At 66.6% G+C, this 26513-nt stretch carries 25 protein-coding genes; 10 read left to right on the top strand and 15 right to left on the bottom strand.

Annotated elements, in window-relative coordinates; all coding sequences use genetic code 11:
- Window positions 1-49: 49 nt before the first annotated feature.
- The 7 genes from murA to AC1DDA_RS23335 all read left to right on the top strand — a co-directional run bounded on the left by murA (window position 50) and on the right by AC1DDA_RS23335 (window position 6407).
- The gene (gene murA, locus AC1DDA_RS23365; RefSeq protein ID WP_441513682.1) at window positions 50-1339 is read left to right on the top strand and encodes a UDP-N-acetylglucosamine 1-carboxyvinyltransferase; all 1290 of its coding nucleotides are present in this window, start codon (window positions 50-52) and stop codon (window positions 1337-1339) included.
- Between the two features lie 45 nt (window positions 1340-1384).
- Window positions 1385-1831, top strand: a complete 447-nt coding sequence (locus AC1DDA_RS23360; RefSeq protein WP_441513683.1) for a DUF2948 family protein — start codon at window positions 1385-1387, stop codon at window positions 1829-1831.
- A 208-nt stretch (window positions 1832-2039) separates the two neighbouring features.
- A complete protein-coding gene (gene hisD, locus AC1DDA_RS23355) occupies window positions 2040-3332 on the top strand; it encodes a histidinol dehydrogenase (RefSeq protein ID WP_476797580.1) in 1293 nt (430 codons plus the stop codon).
- A 37-nt stretch (window positions 3333-3369) separates the two neighbouring features.
- Entirely contained in the window at window positions 3370-3858 is a 489-nt protein-coding gene (locus AC1DDA_RS23350; protein WP_476797579.1) for a UPF0262 family protein, read from the top strand.
- Between the two features lie 101 nt (window positions 3859-3959).
- Window positions 3960-4364, top strand: coding sequence for an arsenate-mycothiol transferase ArsC (locus tag AC1DDA_RS23345; RefSeq protein ID WP_441513717.1), 405 nt, complete (start codon window positions 3960-3962; stop codon window positions 4362-4364).
- Window positions 4365-4683: 319 nt separating this feature from the next.
- Window positions 4684-4953: a hypothetical protein gene (locus AC1DDA_RS23340; RefSeq protein ID WP_476797578.1), complete on the top strand. Its 270-nt coding sequence runs from the start codon at window positions 4684-4686 to the stop codon at window positions 4951-4953.
- The gene (locus AC1DDA_RS23335) at window positions 4950-6407 is read left to right on the top strand and encodes a methyl-accepting chemotaxis protein (RefSeq protein ID WP_441513687.1); all 1458 of its coding nucleotides are present in this window, start codon (window positions 4950-4952) and stop codon (window positions 6405-6407) included. The genes AC1DDA_RS23340 and AC1DDA_RS23335 overlap by 4 nt, the downstream gene beginning before the upstream one ends.
- Here AC1DDA_RS23335 and AC1DDA_RS23330 read toward each other — a convergent pair whose 3' ends face one another.
- From AC1DDA_RS23330 to AC1DDA_RS23305, 6 genes are all read right to left on the bottom strand, one after another.
- The gene (locus AC1DDA_RS23330; protein ID WP_476797577.1) at window positions 6408-7625 is read right to left on the bottom strand and encodes a phosphopentomutase; all 1218 of its coding nucleotides are present in this window, start codon (window positions 7623-7625) and stop codon (window positions 6408-6410) included.
- A gap of 2 nt (window positions 7626-7627) precedes the next feature.
- Window positions 7628-9256: an ABC transporter ATP-binding protein gene (locus tag AC1DDA_RS23325; RefSeq protein ID WP_476797576.1), complete on the bottom strand. Its 1629-nt coding sequence runs from the start codon at window positions 9254-9256 to the stop codon at window positions 7628-7630.
- Window positions 9253-10428, bottom strand: a complete 1176-nt coding sequence (locus tag AC1DDA_RS23320; protein WP_476797575.1) for an ABC transporter permease — start codon at window positions 10426-10428, stop codon at window positions 9253-9255. Before AC1DDA_RS23320 ends, AC1DDA_RS23325 begins: the two co-directional genes overlap by 4 nt.
- 2 nt (window positions 10429-10430) lie before the next feature.
- Complete coding sequence (locus tag AC1DDA_RS23315; RefSeq protein WP_441513691.1) at window positions 10431-11516, bottom strand: microcin C ABC transporter permease YejB; 1086 nt, start codon at window positions 11514-11516, stop codon at window positions 10431-10433.
- A 7-nt stretch (window positions 11517-11523) separates the two neighbouring features.
- Complete coding sequence (locus AC1DDA_RS23310; protein ID WP_476797574.1) at window positions 11524-13392, bottom strand: extracellular solute-binding protein; 1869 nt, start codon at window positions 13390-13392, stop codon at window positions 11524-11526.
- A gap of 188 nt (window positions 13393-13580) precedes the next feature.
- Complete coding sequence (locus tag AC1DDA_RS23305; RefSeq protein WP_441513693.1) at window positions 13581-14123, bottom strand: c-type cytochrome; 543 nt, start codon at window positions 14121-14123, stop codon at window positions 13581-13583.
- 202 nt (window positions 14124-14325) lie between these two features.
- Between AC1DDA_RS23305 and AC1DDA_RS23300 the strand changes: the two genes are divergently transcribed.
- Together AC1DDA_RS23300 and AC1DDA_RS23295 are read left to right on the top strand one after the other, a co-directional pair.
- The gene (locus tag AC1DDA_RS23300) at window positions 14326-15060 is read left to right on the top strand and encodes a 3-deoxy-manno-octulosonate cytidylyltransferase (RefSeq protein WP_476797573.1); all 735 of its coding nucleotides are present in this window, start codon (window positions 14326-14328) and stop codon (window positions 15058-15060) included.
- Window positions 15061-15140: 80 nt separating this feature from the next.
- Window positions 15141-15995, top strand: a complete 855-nt coding sequence (locus AC1DDA_RS23295) for a prephenate dehydratase (RefSeq protein ID WP_476797572.1) — start codon at window positions 15141-15143, stop codon at window positions 15993-15995.
- A gap of 39 nt (window positions 15996-16034) precedes the next feature.
- On the opposite strand, the gene AC1DDA_RS23290 is transcribed toward AC1DDA_RS23295, so the two are convergent.
- The 7 genes from AC1DDA_RS23290 to AC1DDA_RS23260 all read right to left on the bottom strand — a co-directional run bounded on the left by AC1DDA_RS23290 (window position 16035) and on the right by AC1DDA_RS23260 (window position 22861).
- Window positions 16035-16262: a helix-turn-helix domain-containing protein gene (locus AC1DDA_RS23290; RefSeq protein WP_441513718.1), complete on the bottom strand. Its 228-nt coding sequence runs from the start codon at window positions 16260-16262 to the stop codon at window positions 16035-16037.
- A 91-nt stretch (window positions 16263-16353) separates the two neighbouring features.
- Entirely contained in the window at window positions 16354-16758 is a 405-nt protein-coding gene (hpxZ, locus tag AC1DDA_RS23285) for an oxalurate catabolism protein HpxZ (protein ID WP_476797571.1), read from the bottom strand.
- Window positions 16755-17927 (bottom strand): amidase, encoded by a 1173-nt coding sequence (locus AC1DDA_RS23280; protein ID WP_476797570.1) that lies wholly within the window; start codon window positions 17925-17927, stop codon window positions 16755-16757. Before AC1DDA_RS23280 ends, hpxZ begins: the two co-directional genes overlap by 4 nt.
- A gap of 55 nt (window positions 17928-17982) precedes the next feature.
- Window positions 17983-18939, bottom strand: a complete 957-nt coding sequence (gene nudC / locus AC1DDA_RS23275) for an NAD(+) diphosphatase (protein WP_476797569.1) — start codon at window positions 18937-18939, stop codon at window positions 17983-17985.
- Window positions 18940-18982: 43 nt separating this feature from the next.
- The gene (gene mmsB / locus AC1DDA_RS23270; protein WP_476797568.1) at window positions 18983-19870 is read right to left on the bottom strand and encodes a 3-hydroxyisobutyrate dehydrogenase; all 888 of its coding nucleotides are present in this window, start codon (window positions 19868-19870) and stop codon (window positions 18983-18985) included.
- 117 nt (window positions 19871-19987) lie between these two features.
- Window positions 19988-21142, bottom strand: a complete 1155-nt coding sequence (locus AC1DDA_RS23265; protein WP_476797567.1) for an isobutyryl-CoA dehydrogenase — start codon at window positions 21140-21142, stop codon at window positions 19988-19990.
- Between the two features lie 222 nt (window positions 21143-21364).
- A complete protein-coding gene (locus AC1DDA_RS23260; protein ID WP_476797566.1) occupies window positions 21365-22861 on the bottom strand; it encodes a CoA-acylating methylmalonate-semialdehyde dehydrogenase in 1497 nt (498 codons plus the stop codon).
- A gap of 123 nt (window positions 22862-22984) precedes the next feature.
- On the opposite strand from AC1DDA_RS23260, the gene AC1DDA_RS23255 reads away from it, so the two are divergent.
- On the top strand, window positions 22985-23914 hold the full coding sequence (locus AC1DDA_RS23255) for a LysR family transcriptional regulator (RefSeq protein WP_441513702.1): 930 nt from the start codon (window positions 22985-22987) through the stop codon (window positions 23912-23914).
- A 183-nt stretch (window positions 23915-24097) separates the two neighbouring features.
- On the opposite strand, the gene AC1DDA_RS23250 is transcribed toward AC1DDA_RS23255, so the two are convergent.
- The gene (locus tag AC1DDA_RS23250) at window positions 24098-25420 is read right to left on the bottom strand and encodes a GGDEF domain-containing response regulator (RefSeq protein WP_476797565.1); all 1323 of its coding nucleotides are present in this window, start codon (window positions 25418-25420) and stop codon (window positions 24098-24100) included.
- A gap of 90 nt (window positions 25421-25510) precedes the next feature.
- A partial coding sequence (locus AC1DDA_RS23245) for an ABC transporter permease (protein ID WP_476797564.1) occupies window positions 25511-26513 on the bottom strand: 1003 nt, incomplete at its 5' end.

Below are 26513 nucleotides of genomic sequence, written 5' to 3'. Positions count from 1 at the left end.
TTACTCACATGGGCTGCCGGGTTTCCGTGCGGCCGAGCAGGACCTGACGATGGACAAGATCCGCATCACCGGCGGCCAGCGCCTCAATGGCGCGATTCCGATTTCGGGCGCCAAGAACGCCGCCTTGCCGCTGATGATCGCGAGCCTGCTGACCGACGAGACCTTGACGCTGACCAATGTGCCGCGCCTCTCGGACGTCACCGCCCTCTCGCGCATCCTGTCCAATCACGGCGTCGATCGCACCGTCGCCGGCAAGCGCATCGGCCAGTCCGCCGAGACCGGCCAGAACATCTCGCTGACCGCGCGTCAGATCGTCGATACCTGCGCGCCCTACGAACTGGTTTCGACCATGCGGGCGAGCTTCTGGGTGATCGCGCCGATCCTGGCCCGCATGGGCGAGGCCAAGATCTCGCTGCCGGGCGGCTGCGCCATCGGCACGCGGCCGGTCGATCTGCTGCTCATGGCCCTGGAGAAGCTCGGCGCCGAGATCGTGATCGAGAATGGCTACGCGCTGGCGCGTGCGCCCAAGGGGCTGAAGGGTGGCGAGATCGTCTTCCCGAAAGTCACGGTCGGCGGCACGCACACCGCCTTGATGGCCGCGGTCCTTGCTGACGGCACCACTGTGATCGAGAATGCTGCGCGCGAGCCCGAAGTCACCGACCTCGCCGCCTGCCTTGTCAAGATGGGTGCCAAGATCGAGGGCGCCGGTAGCTCGCGCATCGTCGTGACCGGCGTTTCTCGCCTCGGCGGCGCACACCACACCGTCCTGCCGGACCGCATCGAGACCGGCACCTATGCCATGGCGGTGGCCATGACCGGCGGCGATGTCGTGCTGGAGGGCGCGCGCGCCGACCTGCTTCAGTCCGCGCTCGACGTGCTGACCAAGGCCGGTGTCGAGGTCGATGAGACCAATGAAGGCATTCGCGTGCGCCGCAACGGCCGCGGCATCGAGGCGGTCGATGTCGATACCGATCCCTTCCCCGGCTTCCCAACCGATCTGCAGGCGCAGTTCATGGCGCTGATGACCAAGGCCAAGGGCACCTCGCGCATTCGCGAGACCATCTTCGAAAACCGCTTCATGCATGTGCAGGAACTCGCCCGGCTCGGCGCGAAGATCCGGCTCGACGGCGACGTCGCCCATGTCGAGGGTGTCGAGAAGCTCACTGGCGCGCCGGTGATGGCGACCGATCTGCGTGCTTCGGTCTCGCTCGTCATCGGCGGCCTCGCCGCCGAAGGCGACACGACCATCAACCGCGTCTATCATCTCGACCGCGGCTTCGAGGCCCTTGAGGCCAAGCTTACGCGCTGCGGCGCGGTGGTTGAGCGCATCAGCAGTTGATTCTGGACTGTTGATTTTCTCGAGGCGGCTCGGCAGAACACGATCATGTCAGACGATGCCGCCGATCCACTTAAGCTCATCGCGCTCGATGCAGACGATCTCGCGGTCGTCTCGGCGCATCTTCAGGACGCGGTGCTGAAGGCCGCCGATCTTCGCTACCTGCCGGCCGAGAAGCGCTTTGCCCTCGCTCTGCGCCGGTTCGACTGGGAGGGGGCGCAGCACGGCAAGCGCCGTCGCCGGTTGGCGGCGCTGCATTTCGACCGGGTGCTTTCGGTGCGCAGCGCCAAGCTCGACAAGAACGATCCGGACAAGGTGCTGAACCTTCTCGCCATCACCTTCGACCAGGGTGATGATCCCGCTGGTGACGTAACGCTGAATTTCTCCGAAGGCGCCGCGATCCGCCTCTCCGTCGAATGCGTGGAGGCCCAGATGAAGGATCTCGGGCCGGTCTGGGAAGCCGTGGCGACGCCCGGCCATCCCAACGGCGCCTGACGAGGCGGCTCGCTCGCCGGTTTTCCGGCCCTGCCGGCTTCAAGCCGCGACAGCCTTCGTCTAAGAACGCGCCGTCATCCCGGACAGGCCGCCAAGCGGCGCCGACCGGGGATCCGTCGAAGGCCTGCGCTGCCATGATGGATTTCGGGCCTTTGCTGCGCTACGCCCGGAATGACGGCTATAAATTCGGATAAGCCCGAGGATGCCAATGCCGATCAGGCTCGACGACAGGGACACACGTTTCGCAGAAGGCTTCGCCGCTCTGCTGTCCGCCAAACGTGAGGTCTCTGAGGAGGTCGATCGGATCGCGGCCGACATCATCGCCGAGGTCCGTGAGAACGGCGATGCCGCGCTCATTGGCTATACCAGCCGCTTCGACTCCCTTGAGCTGACACCGGCGACGCTGCGCGTCGGCGAAGCCGAGATCGACGCCGCCGTTGCTGCCTGCTCCGCCGAATTGCTCGCGGCGCTGGAGACCGCCCGCGAACGCATCGCCGCCTACCACGAACGCCAGAAGCCGACGGATTCCTGGGTCAAGGATGCCGCGGGCGTCGAAGCAGGCTGGCGCTGGAGCGCGATCGAGGCGGTCGGTCTCTACGTGCCCGGCGGCACGGCGAGCTACCCGTCTTCGGTGCTGATGAACGCGATCCCCGCCAAAGTCGCCGGCGTGCCGCGTATCGTCATGGTCGCCCCGACACCGCGCGGCGAAACCAATCCGCTCGTGCTCGCGGCTGCGCGGCTCGCCGGAGTCGACGAGGTCTATCGCATCGGCGGTGCCCAGGCCGTCGCGGCGCTCGCCTATGGCACGGAAAGCATCGCGCCGGTCGCCAAGATCGTCGGCCCCGGCAACGCCTATGTCGCGGCAGCCAAGCGCCGCGTCTTCGGCCAGGTCGGTATCGATATGATCGCCGGCCCGTCCGAAGTGCTGGTGATCGCCGATCGCACCGCCAATCCGGACTGGATCGCGGCCGATCTGCTGGCGCAGGCCGAGCATGACGTCTCGGCCCAGTCGATCCTGATGACGGACGATGCCGCGCTCGCTGCCGAGGTCGAGAAGGCGGTCGCGGCCCAGCTCGCGACGCTGCCGCGCGCCGAGATCGCCGGCAGGAGCTGGCAGGAATTCGGTGCCATCCTGCTGGTCGCCGATCTCGAAGCGGCCGTGCCGCTGGTGGACCGCATCGCGCCGGAGCATCTCGAGATCATGACGGCCGAGCCCGAGCGCCTGGCCGGCCTCATCCGCAATGCCGGGGCGATCTTTCTCGGCGGTCATACGCCCGAGGCGATCGGCGACTATGTCGGCGGCCCCAACCATGTGCTGCCGACGGCGCGCTCGGCGCGCTTCTCTTCGGGCCTCGGCGTCGGCGACTTCATGAAGCGAACCTCGCTGCTGAAATGCGGCCCCGATGGCCTGCGGGCCCTGGCCTCGGCCGCGACGCAACTCGCCGAATCGGAGGGGTTGCAGGCGCATGGCCGATCCGTGACGATCAGGCTCAATCTCTGAGCGTCGGTCACTGAGCGACGCCGCAGCGGGAGGGGCGATGCCCGACGTTTCGACTTCCAACAAGCAATGCCTTGTCGGCGTCACACTCGACGAGAACTCGCTGGGGCGCGGCTCGCCCGATCAGGAGCATGAGCGCGCGGTCGCGATCTACGACCTGATCGAGCGCAACCGCTTCGTCGTGCCGGAGCATGATGGCGGGCCCTATCTCGCCCATCTTGCCATGGTTGAGCGGCGCCTCGTCTTCGAGGTCAAGGAAGCGGACGGCTCGGCCGTTGTTACCCACCATCTTTCGCTCAGCCCGTTCCGGCGCATCATCAAGGACTACGAGCTGATCTGCGAGAGCTACTACGCCGCGATCCGCACGGCGACGCCGACGCAGATCGAGGCGATCGACATGGGCCGGCGCGGCCTCCACGACGAGGCGGCCGGCATCCTGGCCGAGCGGCTCGCCAACAAGGTGGAGATCGATTTCGACACGGCCCGCCGCCTCTTCACGCTGATCTATGCCCTCCACTGGAAGGGCTGACGCGCTTGGAGCACAGGATCTCTTCAAGCGAGGTGGAAGCCGGTTCGCGTGAAGACGATGCGGCGCAGGGCCTGCCGCGCAAGATCCAGAGCGTGCTGTTCATGTGTGCGATGAACGCCGTGCGCTCACCCATGGCCGAGGCGCTGGCCAAGCACTTCTTCGGAAAGTCGATCTATGTCCAGTCGGCCGGTGCCCGCAAAGGCGAGCCCGATGGGTTCGCGCTCGCGGTTCTCGACGAGATCGGCATCGATCTCAGCCGCCACAAGCCGAAATCGGTCGAGGAGCTGGAGGAGTGGGAAGGGCTCAACTTCGACCTGATCATCTCGCTCTCGCCCGAGGCGCATCACAAGGCGCTGGAGCTTACCCGCACCCACGCCGCCGAGGTCGAATACTGGCCGACCGTCGATCCGACGGTGTTCCAGGGYTCGCGCGAGCAGAAGCTCGAAGCCTATCGCGAAGTCCGCGACACGCTGATCAAGCGGATCAAGCAGCGTCTCCAGCGCTAAGAGGCGCATGCGCTGCCCCGCAACCCATGCGCCTCGGCCGATCCGTCTGGCAGGTCGAGGCTGCGCGCAGCCCATTGAGGATCAGGTCGAGCGGGCGGCCGCGCCCGTGCCGGCACCGCCCCCCATCGCAAGCAGATGAAGCGTTTAAGTGAAATTTTACGCAGTTCCGCTTGGGTTCCGGCGAGCGGCCGTCTCACATTGGTTCCAGCCTATGCCTTCAGTCCCCGTCCCGGAGCCTTGCGCGTCGCGCGAGGATAGGCTGTCGTTTTCCGGTGGCCTCGCGGTTGTCTGCCTTTGCCTGATCGTCAGCGTCGGAGCCATGGCAAGCCTGCCGCGCGCGCAGGACGGCAAAGTGCCCGGGGCGATCGTCTTTCCACCCTGGGTCAGTGCGGCCGAAGCGATTTCCCTCAGCCTTGCGACGGGTCACCGCGTCCTGCGCAGCGGGCGGCTGCCTTCGATCGTCGTGGTCGCGCCCACGGCCCCGGCGGATGCCGCGGCCGCGCTCCCGCCGGGCGCCTGGTTCTCGCTTGTTCTGACAGGCCTGGCCGGCTGCCTCGATGCCTCCGCCGCGATGGAACCCTCGCGATGATATGGTCGCTTTCCACCGTTCGCCGCAGGGTAGCGCAGGTCCTGCTCGCGCTCGGATTCCTGCATGTGCCGCTTCTCGCGCTGGCTTTCTGGGCCCATGACGAGACCGGGCTCGTTTCCGTCGCGGTAGCGGCTTTGGCCGCTCTTCTGGCGCTGGCGTGCTACCGCCTGAACGGGCCGGCGATCGTGACCCAGCTCGTCATCGCGACGATGTTGATCGGGCAGGTCTCGATGCTGGTCTTCAGCTTTGCCGGCAATTCCTGGCAGCCGGACATGCATATGTACTATTTCGCGATCCTGGCTTTGCTCGCAGGGTTCTGCGACTGGCGGCCGATCGTGTTGGGCGCCTTGCTGACGGCGCTGCATCATCTCGTCCTGCAATATGTCTTGCCCGCTGCGGTGTTCTATCAGGGCGGCAGCTTGCTCAGGGTTCTGCTGCATGCAGTGATCGTCGTCATCGAAACGTCCTTCCTTGCTATGTTGGCGGTGATCCTGCAGCGCATGTTCACGATGAACGAGGCCAATCTCGCGCGGGCCGAGGCTGTGGCCGAGCGCGAGCGCGTCGCAGGCGAGAAGGAACGCAATCTGGCGGAAGAGCTGGGTCGCCGGGCCGGAAAACTGCGCGATGTCGTATCTGGTTTTCATGTCCAGATGGAGCAGGCCATGGCGGTGCTCGATCATTCCGCTGTCGCGATGAAGACCGAGGCCGGCGCCTTGACCAGCACCTCCGATCAGGTGCGGCGGCAGACCGCGCTGGTTTCCGCCTCGGCGGCGGGTACGATGGAGAGCATCGAGCATCTCTCGGCGGCGAGCACGGAGCTCGTCGCCTCGATCGGCGAGATCGGCCGCAACGCCGGCCATTCCGCCGATGGCGCGAAATCGGCTGCCTCGCTGGCGCGCCATGCCAGTGCGGAAATCGAGAATCTCGCGCATAGCAGCGAGAATGTCGGCGCCGTGGTCGAGATCATTCGCGGCATCGCGGCACAGACCAGCATGCTCGCGCTCAATGCTACGATCGAGGCGGCGCGTGCCGGAGAGATGGGGCGCGGTTTCGCAGTCGTTGCCAGCGAGGTGAAGACGCTCTCTTCCCAGACCGCGAAGGCGACCGACGAGATCTCGCACCAGATCGGCGCGATGCAGCAGGCTTCACAGCGTTCGCTCAAGGCCATCCGCGAGATCGTCGAGTCGATCGGCGAGGTCGAGAGCGTCGCCGATGCGATCGCGCTTTCCGTCGGCGAGCAAAGCCGGGCAACCGCCGAAATCGCGCATCAGGTGCGGCTGTCCTTCCAGGGAGCACAGCAAAGCGCCGACGTCGCCGGCGGCTTCGAGGTGATGACGCAACAGACCCATGGCGCCGCTCAGCAGCTTCAGGGTGCCGCGAATGTGCTGGCTCAGCAGGCGCAGGATATCCGCCGCGAGGTCGCGAGCTTCTGCAACCGGGTCGCTGCTGCCTGACTACCAGTGGCGGCCGGGCCCGACCGGTCCGATGCCGAGGAAGACGCCAAGGCTCGCCGCGATATCGGCGAAGCTTTCGCGCCGGCCGAGCGGCTCCGGCGCGATACCTGGCCCGAAGGCGAGGATCGGCACGTGCTCGCGGGTATGGTCGGTGCCGCGCCAGCTCGGATCGTTGCCGTGGTCGGCTGTGATGACGGCGATGTCGCCCGGCCTCAGCGCGGCTTCGATATGGGGCAGAAGCCGGTCGAAGGCTTCCAGCGCCGCCGCATAGCCCGGAATGTCGCGCCGATGGCCGTATTCGGTGTCGAAATCGACGAGGTTCACGAAACAGAAGCCGCCATCGTGCAGCCCGTCCCAGGCTTCGAGCGCCGCCTCGACCATGGCCGCATTGCCGAAGGGCTTGATCTCGGTGCCGGTGGCGCGATGGGCGAAGATGTCGCCGATCTTGCCGACGGTGACGACCGTGCGACCCTGCGCCGTCAGTCGATCGAGAAGCGTCTCATCCGGCGGCGGGATGGCGAAGTCCTTGCGGTTGCCCGTGCGGGTGAAGCCTTCTTCCGGCGAGCCGATGAAGGGCCGCGCGATCACGCGGCCGATCCGAAGGGGATCGACGAGGCCGCGCACGACCTTGCAGAGCGCAAAGAGCCGGTCGAGCCCGAAATGCTCCTCATGCGCCGCGATCTGGAGAACGGAATCGACCGAAGTGTAGCAGATCGGCTTGCCCGTCCGGATATGCTCGGCTCCAAGCTCCTCGATGATCACCGTGCCAGAGGCGTGCTTGTTGCCGAGGATGCCGGGCAGTGCGCCTTCCTTGACGATGCCGGCGATTAGCTCCGGCGGGAACGCGTTCTCCAGCGCGGTGAAATAGCCCCACTCGAACGGGACCGGGCAGCCGGCGATCTCCCAATGGCCGGACGGCGTGTCCTTGCCCTGGCTGACCTCGACGCCATAGCCCCAGCGGCCCTCCGGTCGCGCCGGCTTGGCGACGCCGGCGAGCGGGCGGCCGGTCGAAGCTTCGCAGGCATGAGCGAGGCCGAGCCTCGCGAGGTTCGGCAGTTGCAATGGGCCGCTGCGCAGTCCTTCGCGGTCGCCCCGCCCGTCGGCGCAGGCTTCGGCGATATGGCCGAGCGTATCGGAGCCGGCATCGCCATAGGCCGCCGCATCGGCCGCACCGCCGCAGCCGACCGAATCCAGCACGATCAGGAGGGCACGAGCCATGGTCAGTCCCTCACCGAGCCGCCATTGGCGGTATCGAGGTTGAGCGCGGCCGCCAGCAGTGCCTGCGTATAGGCCTCGCGCGGCTGGGCGAAGATCGCCTCTGCCGGGCCTTCCTCGACCACCTTGCCGTTCTGCATCACCACCACCCGATGCGACAGCGCCCGCACGACCTTGAGGTCGTGGCTGATGAAGAGATAGCCCAGTTTGCGCTTGGTTTGCAGGCCGCGCAGCAATTCGACGATCTGCGCCTGCACGGACATGTCGAGCGCCGAGGTCGGCTCGTCGAGCACCACGAATTTCGGATCGAGCGCCATCGCCCGTGCAATGGCAATGCGCTGGCGCTGGCCGCCGGAGAACTCGTGCGGATAGCGGTCCATCGCCGCCGGATCCAAGCCCACATCGGCGAGCGCCTGCGCCACGATTTCGCGGCGGCGCTGATAGGTGAGGTCGGGCTGCTGGATGGCGAGCCCTTCCGCCACGATCTCCGCCACCGACATGCGCGGCGAGAGCGAGCCGTAGGGGTCCTGGAAGACGACCTGGAGGTTCTTGCGCTTCGGCCGCACCTGCTTGCTGGAGAGCCCGTCGATGCGGTCGCCGAGGAAGACGATCGGCCCCTCAGAGGCGATCAGCCGGAGGATGGCGAGGCCGAGCGTGGTCTTGCCCGAGCCGGATTCCCCGACGATACCCAGCGTCTCACCCTCGCGGACCTTCACCGAGATGCCGTCGACCGCCTTCACATGGCCGGTCACGCGGCGCAGCATGCCGGACTTGATCGGGAACCAGACCTTGACCGGCCCGGCTTCGAGCAGCGTCGCGGCGTCCGTCGGGACAGGGGAGGGGCGTCCCTTCGGCTCGGCGGCGAGCAGGCGCTTGGTATAGTCGTGCTGCGGATTGGCGAAGATCTCGCTGACCGGTCCCTGCTCGACGATCTTGCCCTTCAGCATCACGCAGACCCGGTCGGCGATGCGGCGGACGATGCCGAGATCATGGGTGATGAACAGCATCGCCATGCCCAGCCGCGCCTGAAGCTCCTTGAGCAGCTTCAGGATCTGGGCCTGCACGGTGACGTCGAGGGCCGTGGTCGGCTCGTCGGCGATCAGCAACTCCGGCTCGTTGGCGAGCGCCATCGCGATCATCACGCGCTGGCGCTGGCCGCCGGAGAGCTGATGCGGATAGGCGTCCAGCCGGCTCCTCGCGTCGCGGATGCCGACGAGTTCCAGCAGTTCCAACGTGCGGGCGCGGGCCTTCTCTCCGCGCAAGCCCTTGTGCAGTTCGAGGATCTCGCCGATCTGGCGCTCAATGCTGTGCAGCGGGTTGAGCGAGGTCATCGGCTCCTGGAACACCATCGTGATGTCGTTGCCGCGGACCTTGCGCATCGCGTCTTCGTCGGCGGCGATCAGGTCCTGTCCGTTGAACAGCACCTTGCCCGAGGGGTGATGCGCTGCCGGATAGTTCAGGAGCTTCAGGATCGACAGGGCCGAGACGGACTTGCCGGAGCCGGATTCCCCGACCAGCGCCAGCGTCTCGCCCTTGGCGATGGAGAATGAGACATGATCGACCGCGAGCGTCTCCCGCCCGCCCTGGCGGAAGGCGACGGAGAGGTCCTCGACGGAGAGAAGCGGCGCGCTCATGCGAAGGTCTTCCGCGGGTCGAAGGCGTCGCGCACGGCTTCGCCGATGAAGATCAGCAGCGACAGCATCAGTGCGATCACCATGAAGCCGGAGAGGCCGAGCCAGGGCGCCTGAAGGTTCGCCTTGCCTTGTGCCAGCAGCTCGCCCAGCGAAGGCGAGCCCGGCGGCAGGCCGAAGCCGAGGAAGTCGAGCGAGGTCAGGGTGGTGATCGAGCCGTTGAGGATGAAGGGCAGGAAGGTCAGCGTAGCGACCATGGCGTTGGGCAGCAGGTGGCGCCACATGATGGTGCGGTTGGAGAGTCCGAGTGCGCGCGCCGCCCGTACATATTCGAAATTGCGCGCCCGCAGGAACTCGGCGCGCACGACGCCGACCAGGGCGACCCAGGAGAACAGCAGGAGGATGCCGAGCAGCACGAAGAAGCCGGGCGTGATGATCGCGGCCACGATGATCAGCAAATAGAGCGCGGGTATCGAGGTCCAGATCTCGATCAGGCGCTGGAAGATCAGGTCGGTCCAGCCGCCGAAATAGCCCTGTATCGCGCCTGCCGCGATGCCGATCACCGACGAGAAGGCACAGAGAATGAGGCCGAACAGCACGGAGATGCGGAAGCCGTAGATCAGCCGCGCGACCACGTCCCGGCCCTGGTCGTCGGTGCCGAGCCAGTTCCATTCGAGGTCGCGGCAAGTTGAACCGCCATTGCGCTCCGCGATCGGCTTGCATTGCTCGTCCTTGAGCATCCAGGTCGGCGGGGCCGGGGCGGGCACCGGCAGGTCGAGATTATGCGTGCGGTAGGAGTAGCGGATCGGCGGCCAGATCGCGAAGCCGTTGGCCGCGATCTCCTTGGCGATGACCGGGTCGCGATAGTCGGTGGTGGCGAGGAAGCCGCCGAACTTCTCTTCGGGATAGTTCACCGCGATGGGGAACAGCCATTCGTCCTTGTAGTGCACGACGAGCGGCCGGTCGTTGGCGATGAACTCGGCGACGAGCGAGAGCAGGAACAGGGCGAGGAAGAGCCAGAGCGACCACCAGCCCCGCCTGTTCGCCTTGAAGTTGTTGAGCCGGCGCCGGTTGATCGGCGAGAGCTTGAGCCAGCCCTGCGTCGCCTCGGCCGGCGCGAGCGGGATGTCGCTGCGCAGGGCCGGGGGCGGGGCGTCGATCAGCGTGTCGCTCATGCTCACGCCTCCCGGCTCTCGAAATCGATGCGGGGATCGACCCAGCTATAGGTCAGGTCGGTGATCAGATGCACGACGAGGCCGATCAGCGAGAAGATGTATAGATTGGCGAAGACGACGGGATAGTCGCGGTTGACGATCGCCTCGAAGGACAGCAGCCCGAGCCCGTCGAGCGAGAAGATCGTCTCGATCAGGAGCGCACCGGCGAAAAGCGCATGCACGAAGGCACCGGGGAAGCCGGCGATCACGATCAGCATCGCATTGCGGAAGACATGGCCGTAGAGCACGCCGCGTTCGCTGAGGCCCTTCATCCGCGCGGTCAGGACGTATTGCTTCCTGATCTCGTCGAGGAATGAGTTCTTGGTCAGTAGCGTCGAGGTCGCGAAGGCGCCGAGCGCCATCGCCAGAACCGGCAGCGTGATGTGCCAGAGATAGTCCGTCACCTTCCCGAAGAGGCTGAGCTCCCCCCAGTTGTCGGAGGTGAGGCCCCTGAGCGGGAAGATCTGCCAGAAGGAGCCGCCGGCGAAGAGCACGATCAGGAGGATCGCGAAGAGGAAGCTCGGGATGGCGTAGCCGACGATGACGACGGCGCTCGTCCAGGTGTCGAAGCGCGAGCCTTCCTTCACGGCTTTGCGGATGCCGAGCGGGATCGAGATCGCATAGGAGAGCAGGGTCATCCACAGGCCGAGCGTGATCGAGACCGGCAGCTTCTCCTTGATCAGCTGCAGTACGGGGGCATCGCGAAAATAGCTGCGGCCGAAATCGAAGCGGGCATAGTCGCCGAGCATCTTCAGGAAGCGCTCATGCGCCGGCTTGTCGAAGCCGAATTGCTTTTCCAACTCCTTGATGAAGGCGGGGTCGAGCCCCTGCGCTCCGCGATAGGCTGATGCCTCGCTTTGCGCGCCGGCATCGCCCATCTGGCCGCCGCCGACGCGGTCGGCCGCGCCGCTGTTGGGGTTCTGGAGCTGAGAGATCACGCGCTCGACCGGCCCGCCCGGCGCGAATTGCACGATGACGAAGGAGACGAACAGGATGCCGAACAGCGTTGGCACCATCAGCGCGAGGCGCCGGACGATATAGCTCAGCATGCCCGCGTCACGCCTTTCCGATCCGCTTGGCCTTCTCGGGGTCGTACCACCAGATCGCCGGCGCGCCGGAGGAGAATTTCGGCTTGGTCGCCGGCCGGTCGTACATGTCCCAATAGGCCAGCCATTCCTCGTCGTTCCACCACATCGGAATCCAGTAGCGCCCGGCCCGCAGCAGCCGGTCGAGGCATTTGGCGGCGACGACGACCTCGGCATAGCTCTTGGCTTGGCCGACCTTCTCGATCATCGCGTCGATGGCGGGGTCGCTGATGCCGGCGGCATTGCGCGAGCCTCTGGTCTTCGCCGCTTCCGAGCCATAGACGATGCTGAGCGTGTCGCTGGGGATCGCGCCGCCTGAAAGCGCCCGGCTGATGATGTCGAAATCGAACTCGTCGAGGCGGCGCTGATACTGCGCGGGATCGACGAGGCGCGAGGTGGCATTGATGCCGAGGCGCTTGAGATTGGCCTGGAAGGGCTGCGTATGCGGCTGCAGCGCCGGGGATGAGTCGAGGAACTCGATCTCGAAGGGCTGGCCGTTCGGCAGCTTCAGCACATTGCCGTCGCGCTTGCAGCCGGCGGCGCGCAGCATTTCGTCGGCCTTGCGCAGCAGGTTGCGATCGCTGCCCGAGCCATCCGAGACCGGCGGCAGGAAGGGCTCGCCGAAGACCTCGTTCGGCACCTTGCCCCGCCAGGGCTCGAGCAGCGCCAACTCCTCCGACGAGGGCTTGCCGACCGCCTTGGAATCCGAATTCTCGAAATAGGACGTCATGCGCTCATAGGAGCCGAACATGATGGTCTTGCGCGTCCATTCGAAGTCGAAGGCGAGGCCGAGCGCCTCGCGGATGCGCGGATCGGCGAATTTCTCGCGCCGCGTATTGTAGATCCAGCCCTGCGAGCCGACGGGCTCGGTTTTCGGCAGGGCCTCCTTCTTGACCTTGCCTTCATGGACTGCCGGGAAGTCGTAGCCCGTGGCCCAGATGCGCGAGGTGAATTCCTCCTGGAAGGTGATGGCCCCTGCCTTGAAGGCCTCAAAAGCCACTTGCCGGTCGCGGAAATACTCCCAGCGCACCCGGTCGAAATTGTTGGTGCCGATATTGACCGGCAGATCCTTGCCCCAATAGTCCGGTACGCGTTCGAATTCGATGAAGCGGCCCTGCTCGAAGCGCCCGACCTTGTAGCCGCCCGAGCCCAGCGGTGGCTCCAGGGTCGAGGCCGTGAAATCCCGCGTCGACCAGTATTTCTCGGAGAAGACCGGCAGGCCGGCGACGACGAGGTGCAGGTCGCGTCCGCGCTTCGGCGAGAGCGTCACCACGAGGATGTCGTCGCCCTCGGCTTCCGATGAGGCGAGCTCGTTGAGCAGGAGCCGGTAAGACGGATGGCCCTTGGCCTTCAGGATATTCATCGAGAAGGCGGCATCGCGCGCCGTGACGCGTGAGCCGTCATGGAAGCGCGCTTCCGGCCGCAGGCGAAAGCGATAGGTCAGCTTGTCCGGCGATACTGCGACGCTCTTGGCCAGCAGCCCGTAGAGCGAGCCGGGCTCGTCGCCCGAGCCCGCCATCAGGCTGTCGAAGCAGGCATCCATGCCAGCCGCGCCATCGCCTTGCAGCACGAAGGTGTTGAGCGTGTTGAAGGTGTCGAAGCTCTGGTTTCCGCCTGCGCGCTTGATCTGGACGGTGAGCAGGCCACCCTTCGGCGCCTTGGGGTTCACATAGGCGAAATGCGGGAAATCGGGCGGCAGGGCGAGCTCGCCGAAAGTCGAAAGCCCGTGCGATTCGGCGTCCTGCGCCAGCGCCGCTCCGGAAAGGCCGGGCAGGGCGCCCGCGACCGCGGCAGTGCCTGCGGCTTCCAGCAATCTGCGGCGTGTGATGCGCATCGCCATCGTTTCGCGTCTCCGTCTGATTCGCCGTTGTCCTATCTCGCCTGAGCCGAGGGTTACGGCAATGGTCGGCAAGAGCCGGCATTAGCCGGATTGTGCGGGCAAGCCGAAGGCGGGAGCAAGGCGAGGGCCAAACAAAAAGCCGGGCGAAAGCCCGGCTTGTCGTAGCGAATGGTCGCAGTTGCCGCCGCTCAGGGCTTCGGCAGCGGCTGCGGCGAATCCGCCAGCGAATTCAGATAGGCAACGACGTCCGCACGGGTCTCAGGCTTGCTGATACCGGCGAAGGCCATGGCGGTGCCGGGCACATAGGCCTTGGGGTTCTTCAGGAAGTGGTCGAGGGCGTCGGCGTCCCAGTTCTTGTCGTTGCGGCCCTTCATCGCGGCCGAATACCCGAAGCCCTCGACGGAGCCCTCGTTGCGGCCGAAGACGCCGAAGAGATGCGGGCCGACCTTGTTGGCGCCGCCCTTCTCGAAGGTGTGGCAGGCCTTGCAGGCGCCGGTAGCCTTCTCGCCCTTGGCCGGGTCGGCCTTGACGAGGCGAACGGCGATCGGCTCCTCAGCGGCGGCTGCAGGGGCGCCACCGCCCGCGGCGGCCGGCTCCTCGCTCGGCAGATCGAAGCCCGGAACGGCCGGCTTCTTCGGCGCGAAGACGATGCCCGCCGCCATGTTGAGGCTCATCACGACAAGCAGCGTGGAAAGAACCGCGCCGGCGATCTTGTTGGCTTCGATATTCATCGTATCCGAACCTTGGTGCCCTCCGCGGCCGAGGCCCGGGAGACGAGTAGCGCATAGCCGGAGTCTCGAAAGCCTCCAGCCTCCGCCGTTGCTTAACCGCTTTGCGCGCTTCATTGCAACTCGTATAAGCACGCTCCGCTTTGAGACTTTTTGACGCCGTCCGCCGCAACCAGCAGCCTCCCTGTCGAGCCCGCCCGCAAACATGTCGAATCCGCTGATCCTGATCCCCGCCCGCATGCAGGCAATGCGCTTGCCCGGCAAGCCGCTCGCCGACATCAACGGCGAGCCGATGATCGTGCATGTCTGGCGCCGGGCTATCGAATCCGGCGCCGGCGACGTCGCCGTGGCGACGGATGCGCCCGAGATCGCCGCCGCCGTCGAGGCGGCCGGGGGCAAGGCGGTGATGACCAGCGCCGGCCACCAGACCGGCTCGGACCGCATCAAGGAAGCCGCGGATATCCTCGACCCGCAGCGGCGCTACGACGTCATCGTCAATGTGCAGGGCGATTTCCCGACGCTGGAACCCTCGGCCATCGCCGCGGCGGTGAAGCCGCTCGCCGATCCGGCTGTGGATATCGCGACGCTTGCGGGCGTGATCACCGACGAGGAAGAGAAGGTCGCGCCGAGCGTGGTGAAGCTGATCGGCAGCGAGATCGCGCCGGGCCACATGCGTGCGCTTTACTTTACGCGCGCTACCGCGCCGGCAGGAGAGGGGCCGCTCTATCACCATGTCGGCCTCTACGCCTATCGCCGTGCCGCACTCGATCGCTTCGTCAGCCTGCCGCAATCGCCGCTGGAACTGCGTGAGAAGCTCGAGCAGCTGCGCGCGCTCGAGGACGGCATGCGCATCGACGTCATGGTCATCGACCATGTGCCGCGCGGCGTCGACACGCCCCCCGATCTCGATCGCGCCCGCGCGATCCTGAAGTTCCGCTAAGGCCGTTCCAGCAAGACCGCATCGCGGCTTTGCGTTCGGAATTGCGTCAAAACAAGAAGCTGAGGAGCCTGAGAGTCCCCATGTCCTTCGTCGTGTCCTACCAGGGTGAGCCCGGAGCCTTCTCCTCGCAGGCGGCTCTCCAGGTGTTTCCGGACTGCGAGCTTCTGCCTTGCGCTACCTTCGAGGATGCTCTCGCCGCCGTCAGCGACGGCAAGGCGCGCTACGGCATGATCCCGATCGACAATTCGATCGCAGGCCGGGTCGCCGATATCCATCACCTGCTGCCGCGTTCCGGCCTGCACATCATCGGCGAGCATTTCCTGCCGATCCGCTTCCATCTGATGGGCGTCGAGGGCGCGACGCTGGCGACGGTGAAGACCGTACAGAGCCATATCCACGCGCTCGGTCAGTGCCGCAAGATCATTCGCAAGCTCGGCCTCAAGGCCGAGGTTGCGGCCGACACCGCCGGCTCCGCCCGGCAGGTCGCCGAGGCCGCAGACCTGACCCGCGCGGCGATCGCCCCCCGCATCGCGGCGGATGTCTACGGCCTCAACATCCTGATGGAGGATATCGAGGACGAGAAGCACAACACCACCCGCTTCGTCGTGCTTTCTAAATATCCGGAATATGCCCGCCAGGGCGCGGGCAAGACGGTGACGACGCTGATGTTCCGCGTCCGCAACATCCCGGCCGCGCTCTACAAGGCGATGGGCGGCTTCGCCACCAACGGCATCAACATGACCAAGCTGGAAAGCTACATGGTCGACGGCCTGTTCTCGGCGACGATGTTCTATGCCGATGTCGAGGGCCATCCCGACGATCCGGCGCTGAGGCGCGCGCTCGACGAACTCACCTTCTTCTCCAAGGAGATGAAGATCATGGGCGTCTATCCCGCCAGCGAGTTCCGTTCCACCATCGAGGAGCCGGCGGAGTAGGAAACGCTGGTCGGTGAGCCCCCCGCTTTCGCCGGGGGCTCACGAAACCGAGCCCTGGGGCGGCTCCGGCACCTCGTAGCCCTCCGCCCCATAGCTGTTGATCTTGTTGCGCAGTGTGCGGATCGCGATGCCGAGCAGATTGGCGGCATGCGTGCGATTGCCGCCGGTTTCCCGCAACGTGGCGAGAATCAGGTCGCGTTCGACATCGGCGACAGGCAGACCGACGAGCTGCTCCACGGCGGCGTGCTCAGGATCGAGGTCGTGCATGGTCACGGTCCTTTCCGAGCCCCCCAAAAGCCCCAGGACCATGCAAGGGGGCGCCCTTGATGGTTAAGGAGTGGTAAAGACGGGCGCCACTTTACCAGGGGCGCGGGCCCTCCATCGTCGAGACATGGGCCGAGACGACCTTCCAGCCGAGATCGGGAAAACGCACCCAGGTCTGGCTCTGGCGGCCGATGATTTCGCGCCCGCGCACCTTGAACTCGAGGTTGACCGTGGCGAGGTCGCGGCCCAGCGTCAGGATCTCCAGCCGGATCCGCTTCTCCTTGATGCCCGGTCCCGGCGGCCGCGCCACGCGGTGGCCGTGGATCGCCTCGAAGCCGTAGCCGTTCTCGCCGAGCGCGTAGCGGATGGTGTAGGGGCTGTTCCAGAAGGAGGCGTCGAGCACGTCGACGTCCTTGTCGATGAGAGCCTGTTCGTAGCGTTCGAACAATGCGCCGATCTCGGCGACGATTTCGGGCAGGTTCGGGGTCAGGTCAGTCACGAGGCTGCTTCCATGGCTTGGGCGACGGCGATCAGGCTGGCATCGGTGCCGCGCCCGCCGATGATCGCGAGACCGACCGGCGCGCCATCCACCGTGGCGCCGGGAATGCTCACCTGCGGCGAGCCGGTGAGTCCGCCCTGGGCGCAGAGACAGGTGATGCGGTCGCGCATCGGCTGCAGCTGCGGTATCGACAGGCCGCGCAGCGGCGCCGGGAATGGCGTCGTCGGCAGGCAGAGGATCGTGCCGGGCGGCAGCAGATAGCGCAGCCGCGCCCGCGCTTCTTCGCGCATCAGCGCCGCCCAGTTTTGCTCGCTCATCGACACCTGCGAGCCGGCGAGCAGCCCGGCCGCGACGCTGAAGGCCATGCGCGGATTGTGCCGCTCGATCCAGGGCTTGAAGGTCTGCCAGGCTTCGACCGGCTGCAGGCTGCGCTGCGCCCGCGCCCAGACCGAAAGCCCCTGCGGCGCCATGATCTCCTCGCGCGCCGGCCCGATGATCCGCTCAAGCTTCCGGAGCATCGGACGCAGCGCCTCGGCCACCTGAGGATCGGCGAAGCCGAAGGCATCGACGGCGAGCAGTAGCTTCGTCGGTAGCGGTCCGGGCGCTTCGCCCAGCATGACGCTGCTCACCCGCGCGAAGGTCCCGGCATCGCGCGCGAACCAGCCCGCCGTATCCGAGCCGGGCGCCTGCGGCATCAACCCGGTCAGGTCCAGCCGGCCATGCGTCGGCCGGATGCCGTAGAGCCCGCAGAAGCTCGACGGCACCCGCACCGAGCCGCCCGTGTCGGTTCCGAGCGCGGTGTCGCACAGGCCTGCCGCGACCGCGGCGGCCGAGCCCGAGGAGGAGCCGCCCGGCACGCGCTCGGGCGCAGCGCTGTTCGTCGGCGTGCCGTCGAACGCGTTTTCGCCGAGGATGCCGAGCGAGACCTCGTCGGTGATGGTCTTGCCGACGAAATCCGCCCCTGCATCCAGCAGCGCCTGCACCGCCCAGGCATGGCGTGTCGGAATGGGGTTCGCCTTGGCCCAGTCGTGATTGCCGCCGCCGGTCGGCAGCCCGGCGACGTCGAACAGATCCTTGACTGCAAAGGTCAGTCCGGACAGCGGGCCGCCGGAATCGCCGGCAATGCGGGCGCGCGGCCCGGCTACGAAGGCGTTGACCGGGTCCGTCATCCAAGGCTCCGCAAAGGCTGTTCGTCAGTCGAGATGGCGCAGGGCCCGCAGCGTGTCAGATCCGCTCGCCTTCGAGCGCCCAGGCCCGCACCAGCGTGTTGGCGATGGCGATGTGCTGCGGGCAGGCGAGGCCGTCGGGATGTGCGCCGTCGAGCATCTGCAGCACCTCTTCGCGCGGGAACCAGCGCCCGGCCTCAAGTTCGGTCATATCGAGGGTAATCTCGTCGCCGAGCGCCTCGGCGATGCAGCCGACCATGATCGAGGAGGGGAAAGGCCAGGGCTGCGAGGCGAGGTAGCGGACCTTGCCGACACGCAGGCCGGCCTCCTCCCAGCTCTCGCGGCGCACGGCATCCTCCAGCGTTTCGCCCGGCTCGACGAAGCCGGCGATGCAGGAATACATGCCCGGTGCGAAGCGGGCCTGCCGTGCCAGCAGGCAGTTCTCGCCGCGCGTGACCAGCATGATCACGACGGGGTCGGTACGCGGGAAATGCATCGCGCCGCAGGCGGTGCATTCGCGCCGCCAGCCCGCGGCCCCGGCGACGGCCGGCCCGCCGCATTGTGCGCAGAAGCGGTGGCGGGCGTGCCAGTCGAGCACGGCCTTGGCTTCGCCGAGCGGCCCGACCTCGTCCTCCGGCACCATGCGCTTCAGCGCGACCGAGCGAAGATCGGTCAGGAGCAGCTCGGCCCGCTCCTTCAGCGGCTCGATCAGAGCCTTGTCGAGCAGGCGGGCGAAGCGCGGCGCGCCGTCCTCTGCCATGCCGAGGAAGATTTCCTCGGCGGCGGGGCCGAGCATTTCGGTCTCGCCATGCGTGAACCAGACAGAAAGCGCCTCGCCGTCGAGCCGCTTCAGGACGGGTGTTTCGCCGGCCACCGCCACGATCCGTGTGTCGGAGCGGTGACGCAGCGCCGTCACCGCATCATGCTTGCTGCGCAGATCCTCGCGCCGGTCGAGCCGATTGATCGCGAACCCGGTGAGGGCGGAGCGTTCGCGGCGGAGCGGGGCGTCGTTCATGTCTTGGGTCTAGACCCGCGGCACCCTGCCGCGCAAGCGCCTCTCAGGCCTCTCCGCGGCCACGCAGCAGATGGATGATGCCCGAGAAATCCGTGCCGCCTTCGCCCCAGGCGTTGTGCAGGCCGAAGAGCTGGGCGGCCGCCGCGCCGAGCGGGGTCGAGGCCCCGGCCGCCTGCGCGGCCTCCTGCGCCAGCTTCAGATCCTTCAGCATCAGCGCCGAGGCGAAGCCGGGCTTGTAGTCGTTGTTGGCGGGCGAGGTCGGCACTGGGCCCGGCACCGGGCAATAGGTCGTCAGCGACCAGCACTGGCCCGACGAGGTCGAGGCCACGTCGAACAGCGCCTGATGCGACAGGCCGAGCTTCTCCGCCAGCACGAAGGCCTCGGAGACGCCGATCATCGAGATGCCCAAGATCATGTTGTTGCAGATCTTGGCGGCCTGTCCGTTTCCGGCGCCGCCACAATGCACGATCTTGCGGCCCATCTTGGCGAGAATCGGCTCGCCCTTGTCGAAGGCCTCGTTCGCGCCGCCGACCATGAAGGTCAGCGTTGCGCCCTTGGCGCCGCCGGTACCGCCAGAGACGGGAGCGTCCAGCGAGAGGCAGCCGTGCTCGGCCGCCAGCGCATGCGCCTTGCGCGCGCTTTCGACATCGATGGTCGAGGAATCGATCAGCAGCGTGCCGGGCTTCACCACCGGCAGGATATCGGCCCAGACCGAGAGCACATGCTTGCCGGCCGGCAGCATGGTCACCACGATCTCCGCATCGGCCACGGCCTCCTTCGCCGAGCCTGAGATCCCGACGCCGAGCCCGGCGGCGGCATTGCGCGAGGCCTCGACCAGATCGAAGGCTTTGACGCTGTGCCCGGCCTTGACGAGGTTCCCGGCCATAGGGCCGCCCATATTGCCGAGGCCGATGAAGGCGATGTTGGTCATGGTCGTTCTCTCCCTTCGCTCGTCGTCATGGTCGGCCTTGAGCCGACCATCTCGGAAACCAGTTCTGGTCACGAGATCCTCGGGTTTGCGCTTCTCTCCCGAGAATGACGTTTTCTCTCAATTGCCCTTCGCCCGGCCGACCAGCCCGCGCGCCACGATCATCCGCATCACCTCGTTGGTGCCTTCGAGGATCTGGTGGACGCGCAGGTCGCGGACGATCTTCTCGATGCCGTAATCGGCGAGATAGCCGTAGCCGCCATGGATCTGCAGGGCATCGTTCGCTACTTCGAAGCCGGTATCGGTGGCGACGCGCTTGGCCATGGCGCAGAGCTTGGTAGCGTCCGGCGTCTTGGCGTCGAGCGCAGCCGCGGCGCGCCAGAGGAAGCTGCGGGCCGCCTCCAGCTCCGTCGCCATGTCGGCGAGCTTGAACTGCAGCGCCTGGAAATCGGCGATGGGGCTGCCGAAAGCCTTGCGCTCCCTGGCATAGGTCAGCGCCTTGTCGAGTGCTCCCTGAGCGCCGCCGATCGAGCAGGCGCCGATATTGAGCCGCCCGCCGTCGAGCCCGGCCATGGCGATCTTGAAGCCGATACCCTCCGGGCCAAGCCGGTTGGCCACCGGCACGCGGCAGTTCTCGAAGATCACGGCGCGCGTCGGCTGGGCGTTCCAGCCCATCTTCTTCTCGTTCGCGCCGAAGGAGAGGCCGGGCGTGTCCTTCTCGACCACGATGGTCGAGATGCCCGAAGGGCCGGATTCGCCGGTCCGCGCCATCACGACATAAACGTCGGAGACCCCGGCGCCGGAGATGAACTGCTTCTGGCCGTCAAGGACGTAATGGTCGCCGTCCAGCACTGCCTTGGTCTTCAGAGCGGCGGCGTCGGAGCCGGCGCCGGGTTCGGTCAGGCAGTAGCTGGCGAGATGCTCCATGGTGCAGAGCTTCGGCAGGAAGCGCTGGCGCTGCTCGCCCTCACCGTAGCGGTCGATCATCCAGGCGCACATGTTGTGGATCGAGATATAGGCCGCGACCGTCGGGCAGCCGGTCGAGAGCGCCTCGAAGATCAGTGCCGCGTCGAGCCGCGAGAGGCCGGAGCCGCCGACATCTTCCTGGATGTAGATGCCGCCCATGCCGAGAGCGGCGGCCGCGCGCATCTCCTCGACCGGGAAATGCTTCTCCTCGTCCCAGCGCGCGGCATGGGGCGCCAGCGTCTCGGCGGCGAACTCCTGGGCCATGTCGCGGATGGCGACCTGGTCTTCGGTGAGAGCAAAGGCGTTCAAGGCTGGCCCTCCTGATCAGTGAGATAGTCCCGACGCATCATCGCGCGCAATCGCGACGAAAGGCCGGGCCTGTTCGCGTCGGATCGGAGCGAGGAAGGGCCGTCGGCGGATCGCGATGCGCCGGCAGCATTGATGGCGGGCCTGTCCGCGCAAAGGTAGGCGGGGAGCGAGGTTGCGGTGATCCGCAGCATTCGCTCCATCGCCCCCTCCGCCGGCCGTGCGTCAGTTCATCGTCGGGATGACGAAGCTGGCGCCGTCCTTGATGCCGCTCGGCCACCGCGCCGTCACCGTCTTGGTCTTGGTGTAGAAGCGGATCGAATCCGGGCCGTGCTGGTTGAGGTCGCCGAAGGCGGAGCGCTTCCAGCCGCCGAAGGTGTAGTAGGCGAGCGGAACCGGGATCGGCACGTTGATGCCGACCATGCCGACCTGCACCTTCGAGGCGAAGTCGCGCGCGGCATCGCCGTCGCGGGTATAGATCGCGGTGCCGTTGCCGTATTCGTGGTCGTTGGTGAGCTTCAGCGCCTCGTCATAGCTGTCGGCGCGGACGACCGAGAGTACCGGCCCGAAGATCTCTTCCTTGTAGATCCGCATGTCCTTGGTGACGTTGTCGAACAGGCAGCCACCGACATAGAAGCCGTTCTCATAGCCCTGCATCTTGAAGCCGCGTCCGTCGACGGCAAGCGTCGCGCCTTCCTGCACGCCGATGTCGACATAGGACTTGATCTTCTCCATCGCCGCCTTGGTGACGACCGGGCCGTAATCGGCGGTGAGATCGGTCGAGGGGCCGACCTTGAGGCTCTCGACGCGCGGGATCAGCCGCTTCACCAGCTCGTCGGCGGTGGCCTTGCCCACGGGAACGGCGACCGAGATCGCCATGCAGCGCTCGCCGGCCGAGCCGTAGCCGGCGCCGATCAGTGCGTCGACCGCCTGGTCCATATCGGCGTCGGGCATGATGACCATGTGGTTCTTGGCGCCGCCGAAGCACTGCACCCGCTTACCGTTCGCGCAGCCGCGAGCGTAGATGTATTCGGCGATCGGGGTCGAGCCGACGAAGCCGACGGCCTTGATTTCGGGATGGTCGAGGATGGCGTCGACAGCCTCCTTGTCGCCGTTGACGACGTTGAGGATGCCGGGAGGGCCACCCGCCTCGACGAAAAGCTCGGCAAGGCGCATCGGCACGCCCGGGTCGCGCTCGGACGGCTTCAGGATGAAGGCGTTGCCGCAGGCGATGGCGGGGCCGAGCTTCCAGAGCGGGATCATCGCCGGGAAGTTGAACGGGGTGATGCCGGCGACGACGCCAAGCGGCTGGCGCAGCGAGTAGATGTCGATGCCGGGGCCGGCACCGTCGGTGAATTCGCCCTTCATCAGGCTGGGCACGCCGAGCGAATACTCGACGACCTCGACACCGCGCTGGATGTCGCCCTTGGCGTCGGGAATGGTCTTGCCGTGCTCGCGGGCGAGCAGCTCGGCGAGTTCGTCATTGTTCTGGGCGATGAGGTCGAGGAACTTCATCAGCACGCGGGCGCGGCGCTGCGGGTTGACCGCGGCCCATTTCGGCTGCGCTTCGGCGGCGTTCTGCACGGCGGCGTCGAGTTCCGCCGCGGAAGCGAGCGCGACCTTCCCGATCACGCTGCCGTCCATCGGCTGGAAGATGTCGGAGCTGCGCCCCGAAGTGCCGGCGACCTGCTTGCCGCCGATGAAATGTCCAACCTGACGCATGGCGCCCTCCCTACGAATTGCTGGTGTCGTGATCTTGCTGACTCACTACCATTCTCGTTTGCGCACGGCTATAGCGAGAGTGGAACGTCGGTCGTGCGAAAAAACAAATACAGGGAGGGCGCCTTGGAGCGATTCGACTGGGACGATCTACGCTTCTTTCTCGCTGTGGCGCGCTCGGGGCGCCTGACGGCAGCGGCCCGCCGGCTTGGAGCGGATCATGCCACGGTCTCGCGCCGCATCACCTCGCTGGAGGAAGCGCTCAAGGCAAAACTCTTCGAGCGCCGGCCGCAAGGCTACACTCTGACCGCTCACGGCGAGCGCCTGCTCGCCAAGGCCGAGAGCATGGAGACCGAGGCCCTCGCGATCCAGAGCGATATCGGCGGCGCCGACATGGCCTTGTCCGGCACGGTCAGGATCGGTGCGCCCGATGGCTTCGGCACCGCCTTCCTGGCGCCGCGACTCGCAACCTTCGCGAAATCCTATCCCGGGCTGGAGATCCAGCTGATCGCGATGCCGCGGCTCTTGTCGCTGTCGAAGCGCGAGGCCGACGTCGCGATCACGCTGGCCCCGCCCAAGGAGGGCAAGGTCGTCGCTCGCAAGCTCTCCGACTATCGTCTCGGCCTCTACGCCTCGCCGGAATACCTGGCGTCGATGCCGCCGGTGACCGCACCGGAGGATCTCTTCGAGCACCGCATCATCGGCTATATCGACGACCTGATCTTCTCGCCCGAGCTGGACTATCTCGACGAGGTCGCCAAGGGCCTGCGCGCCCATGTCCAGAGCTCCAGTGTCATCGCGCAGATGAATGCTGTGGTGGCCGGCGCCGGTATCGGCGTGATCCATCATTTCATGGCGGAGGGCGAACCGCGACTCGTGCCGGTGCTGCCGGCGACCGTGCAGATCACGCGCTCCTTCTGGCTGCTCGTCCACGCCGATTTGAAGGATGTCGCGCGCGTACGCGCCATCGTCGACTTCATCGTGCGCGAGGCGAAAACGTCGCGGACGTTGTTGATGGGCGAGCAACGCGTGGAACACCGCGCAGCCGCCGAATAGCGGGCGCGGGGAGCCGCACGGATTTTTCAGTGGTCGTCCGACGGCACGAGAGGCCGGCCGCAGCGGTAGGCGTCGCGGAAACGATCGGGCGCGATCAGGTCGGCCCGAGCCCGCAAGCTCCTTCGCGACACCGGGCGCGAGGGCTGCCGGCGCGTCGTCGCGCCGCCTGAAGCGAACGATCCTTCAGTGGCTCGCCTTATCGAGAGGTGGCCGGCCGGGCTCGCAAGCGTCGGCGCAGACCCGGTTCCGGCCGTTCTGCTTGGCGAGATAGAGCGCACGGTCCGCCACGCAGAGACAGGCGTCGAGCTCGTCCCCGGCACCGATCTGGGCCACGCCGAGCGAAACCGTGAGGGCGAGTGTTTCGTTGTCGACGACGAGGGGCTCGCGAGCGATGGCCTCCCGGATATCATCGCAGAGCCGGGTGGCCTCGGCCAGCTCCGCACCCGGGAAGAGAATGGCGAATTCCTCGCCGCCGATGCGGGCAAGCAGGTTGAAGCCGCGCTCGGCGAAGGCGCTCAGGCCCCGCGCGACGGCTGCCAGCGCCCTGTCGCCGCCATCATGGCCGTAGCGGTCGTTCAGGCGCTTGAAATGGTCGATGTCGAGAATGGCGATCGAGACAGGCAGGCCCATCTCGCGCGCCTCGTCCACCAGCGTCCGGCCGCGCTCGAAGAAGTGACGGCGATTGAACAGGCCGGTCAGGAAGTCGCGCGCGGCCAGGTCCTGCAACTGCTTGAGTTGCGCCAGCGTCTCGACATTGGAGGCGATGCGGCACTGCAATTCCTCGAGCACGAAGGGGCGCGAGACGAAATCATGGGCGCCTGCCTTCAGGAAGCCGGCGGAGGTCTTGCGGTCGGTCGAGGACGAGATGCCGAGAAGCCGCACATGCGGATGGAGGCGCCGGATGCGGCGCGCCAATTCGAAGCCGTCCATATCGGGCATGTAGTAGTCGCTGACCACGAGCTGGATGTCCGGATTGGCTTCCAGGATCGTCAGTGCCTCCTGTCCGGAGCCGGCCTCGACCACCGCATATTGCTGGATCGCGAGCATCCGGGCCAGCACCTTGCGGGTCGTGCGTGTGTCGTCGACGACGAGGATGCGGGTGTTTCGGTTGTTCAGCGCCCTTTTGACCGTGTTGACGAGATTGGGAAGGGCAAGTTCGTTGTCTTTCAGGACGTAGTCGATCACCTCCCGCTCCATGATCCGCCCGCGCGTGGTGAGATCGAAGGTGGCGGTGAAGACGACCGAGGGAATGCCGTGGGTGACCGTCCAGTCGAGCGCCTCGCCGCGGGGGGCATCGGGCAGGTTGAGATCGACGACTGCGATCGCGTAGGCAGCGGGGGCTGCGACGATGATCTCGCTGAGCTCCTTGAGCGAGCCGCAGGTCGTGACGGGCAACCCGGTCTCCGCTTCGAGAAACTGACGTAGCGCGAGCGAGAAGGTCCGGGAGTCCTCGATGACGAGAATCTTGCGGTCGTCGATGGTCGGATCTTGTCTGGACTGAAGCATCGGAAGAGCACCCATGCTTCATCTAGGGCGTCCTCAAGTTTAATTTTCCGTCACGGCCAGGCTGCGACTGCGTTGCCCTGCCGCGGTGTTCTAGAGGCGCCAGGGCAGGATGTTCTGGGGCAGGCGCCGCCCGAGCAGGTCGAGGGTCAGCATCGCGATCAGGATGATGGCGGAGGCGCTGACGGCGATGGCCGCCGCTTCGCCGGCGAGACCCGCCTCCTTGAGACTGAACAGCACGACGCCGAGCGTCTCCGTGCCGGAGGACCAAAGCAACGCCGAGACGGTCAGTTCGTTGAAGGCGACGAGGAAGACCATGAGCGCCGAGACGGCCGCTGCGGGGGCCAGGATCGGCGCCACGATGAAGCGCAGCATCTGCCAGAGACTGGCGCCGTCGAGCTTCGCCGCCTCCTCGTGATGCGCCTCGATCTGGGCCATGGCCGCGACCGGCGCCTTAAGCGCCAGCGGCAGGAAGCGCGCGAGATAGGCGAAGAGGATGATGAAGGGCGTGCCGTAGATGCTCACGCCAATCAGCGGCAATGGCTTCAGGAAGATCAGGATGCAGGCGATGGCGAGTACGACGCCCGGCAGCGCATAGGGCAATTCGATCATGAGTTCGATCGGGCGCCTCAGCTTGCCCATTCGCCGTTCCAGCGCATAGGCGAAAGCGATCGCGAGGAAGGCCAGGATCACGGCGGCCGCGCCGGCGAAGAGCAGCGAATTGCGGAAGGCGCGCATCGTCACGGTCTGCCTGAACAGCACCTCGCTGAATTTGTCGAAGGTCAGCGTCTGCCAGGACAGCGCGACGCCGAGCGCCGGCGTCAGGGCCTCGCTCAGCAAGGCGAGCAGCGGCAGCCCCAGTTTTAGCGCCAGCAGCAGCCAGAGACCGGCGGCGACGAAGGGCCGAGCGGCACCGAGCTGCCAGAACGGTTCCAGCGGTCGCTCGATCTCGACCTTGCCGCGCTGGCGGCGGGCGACCAGCGCGCCCGCGACGATGCCGAGCGCCGCCACGACGCCGACCAGCACGGCCAGCGCCGCCGTCTCGCCGAGGCTCGACGGGCCGAAGCTCGACAACCGGCGATAGATCAGCGTCGGC

It is taken from the genome of Allobosea sp. 10N428, assembly GCF_056394545.1.
The sequence above is the reverse complement of the archived record's forward strand: the minus strand, read 5'-3'. Positions and strand labels throughout refer to the sequence as shown.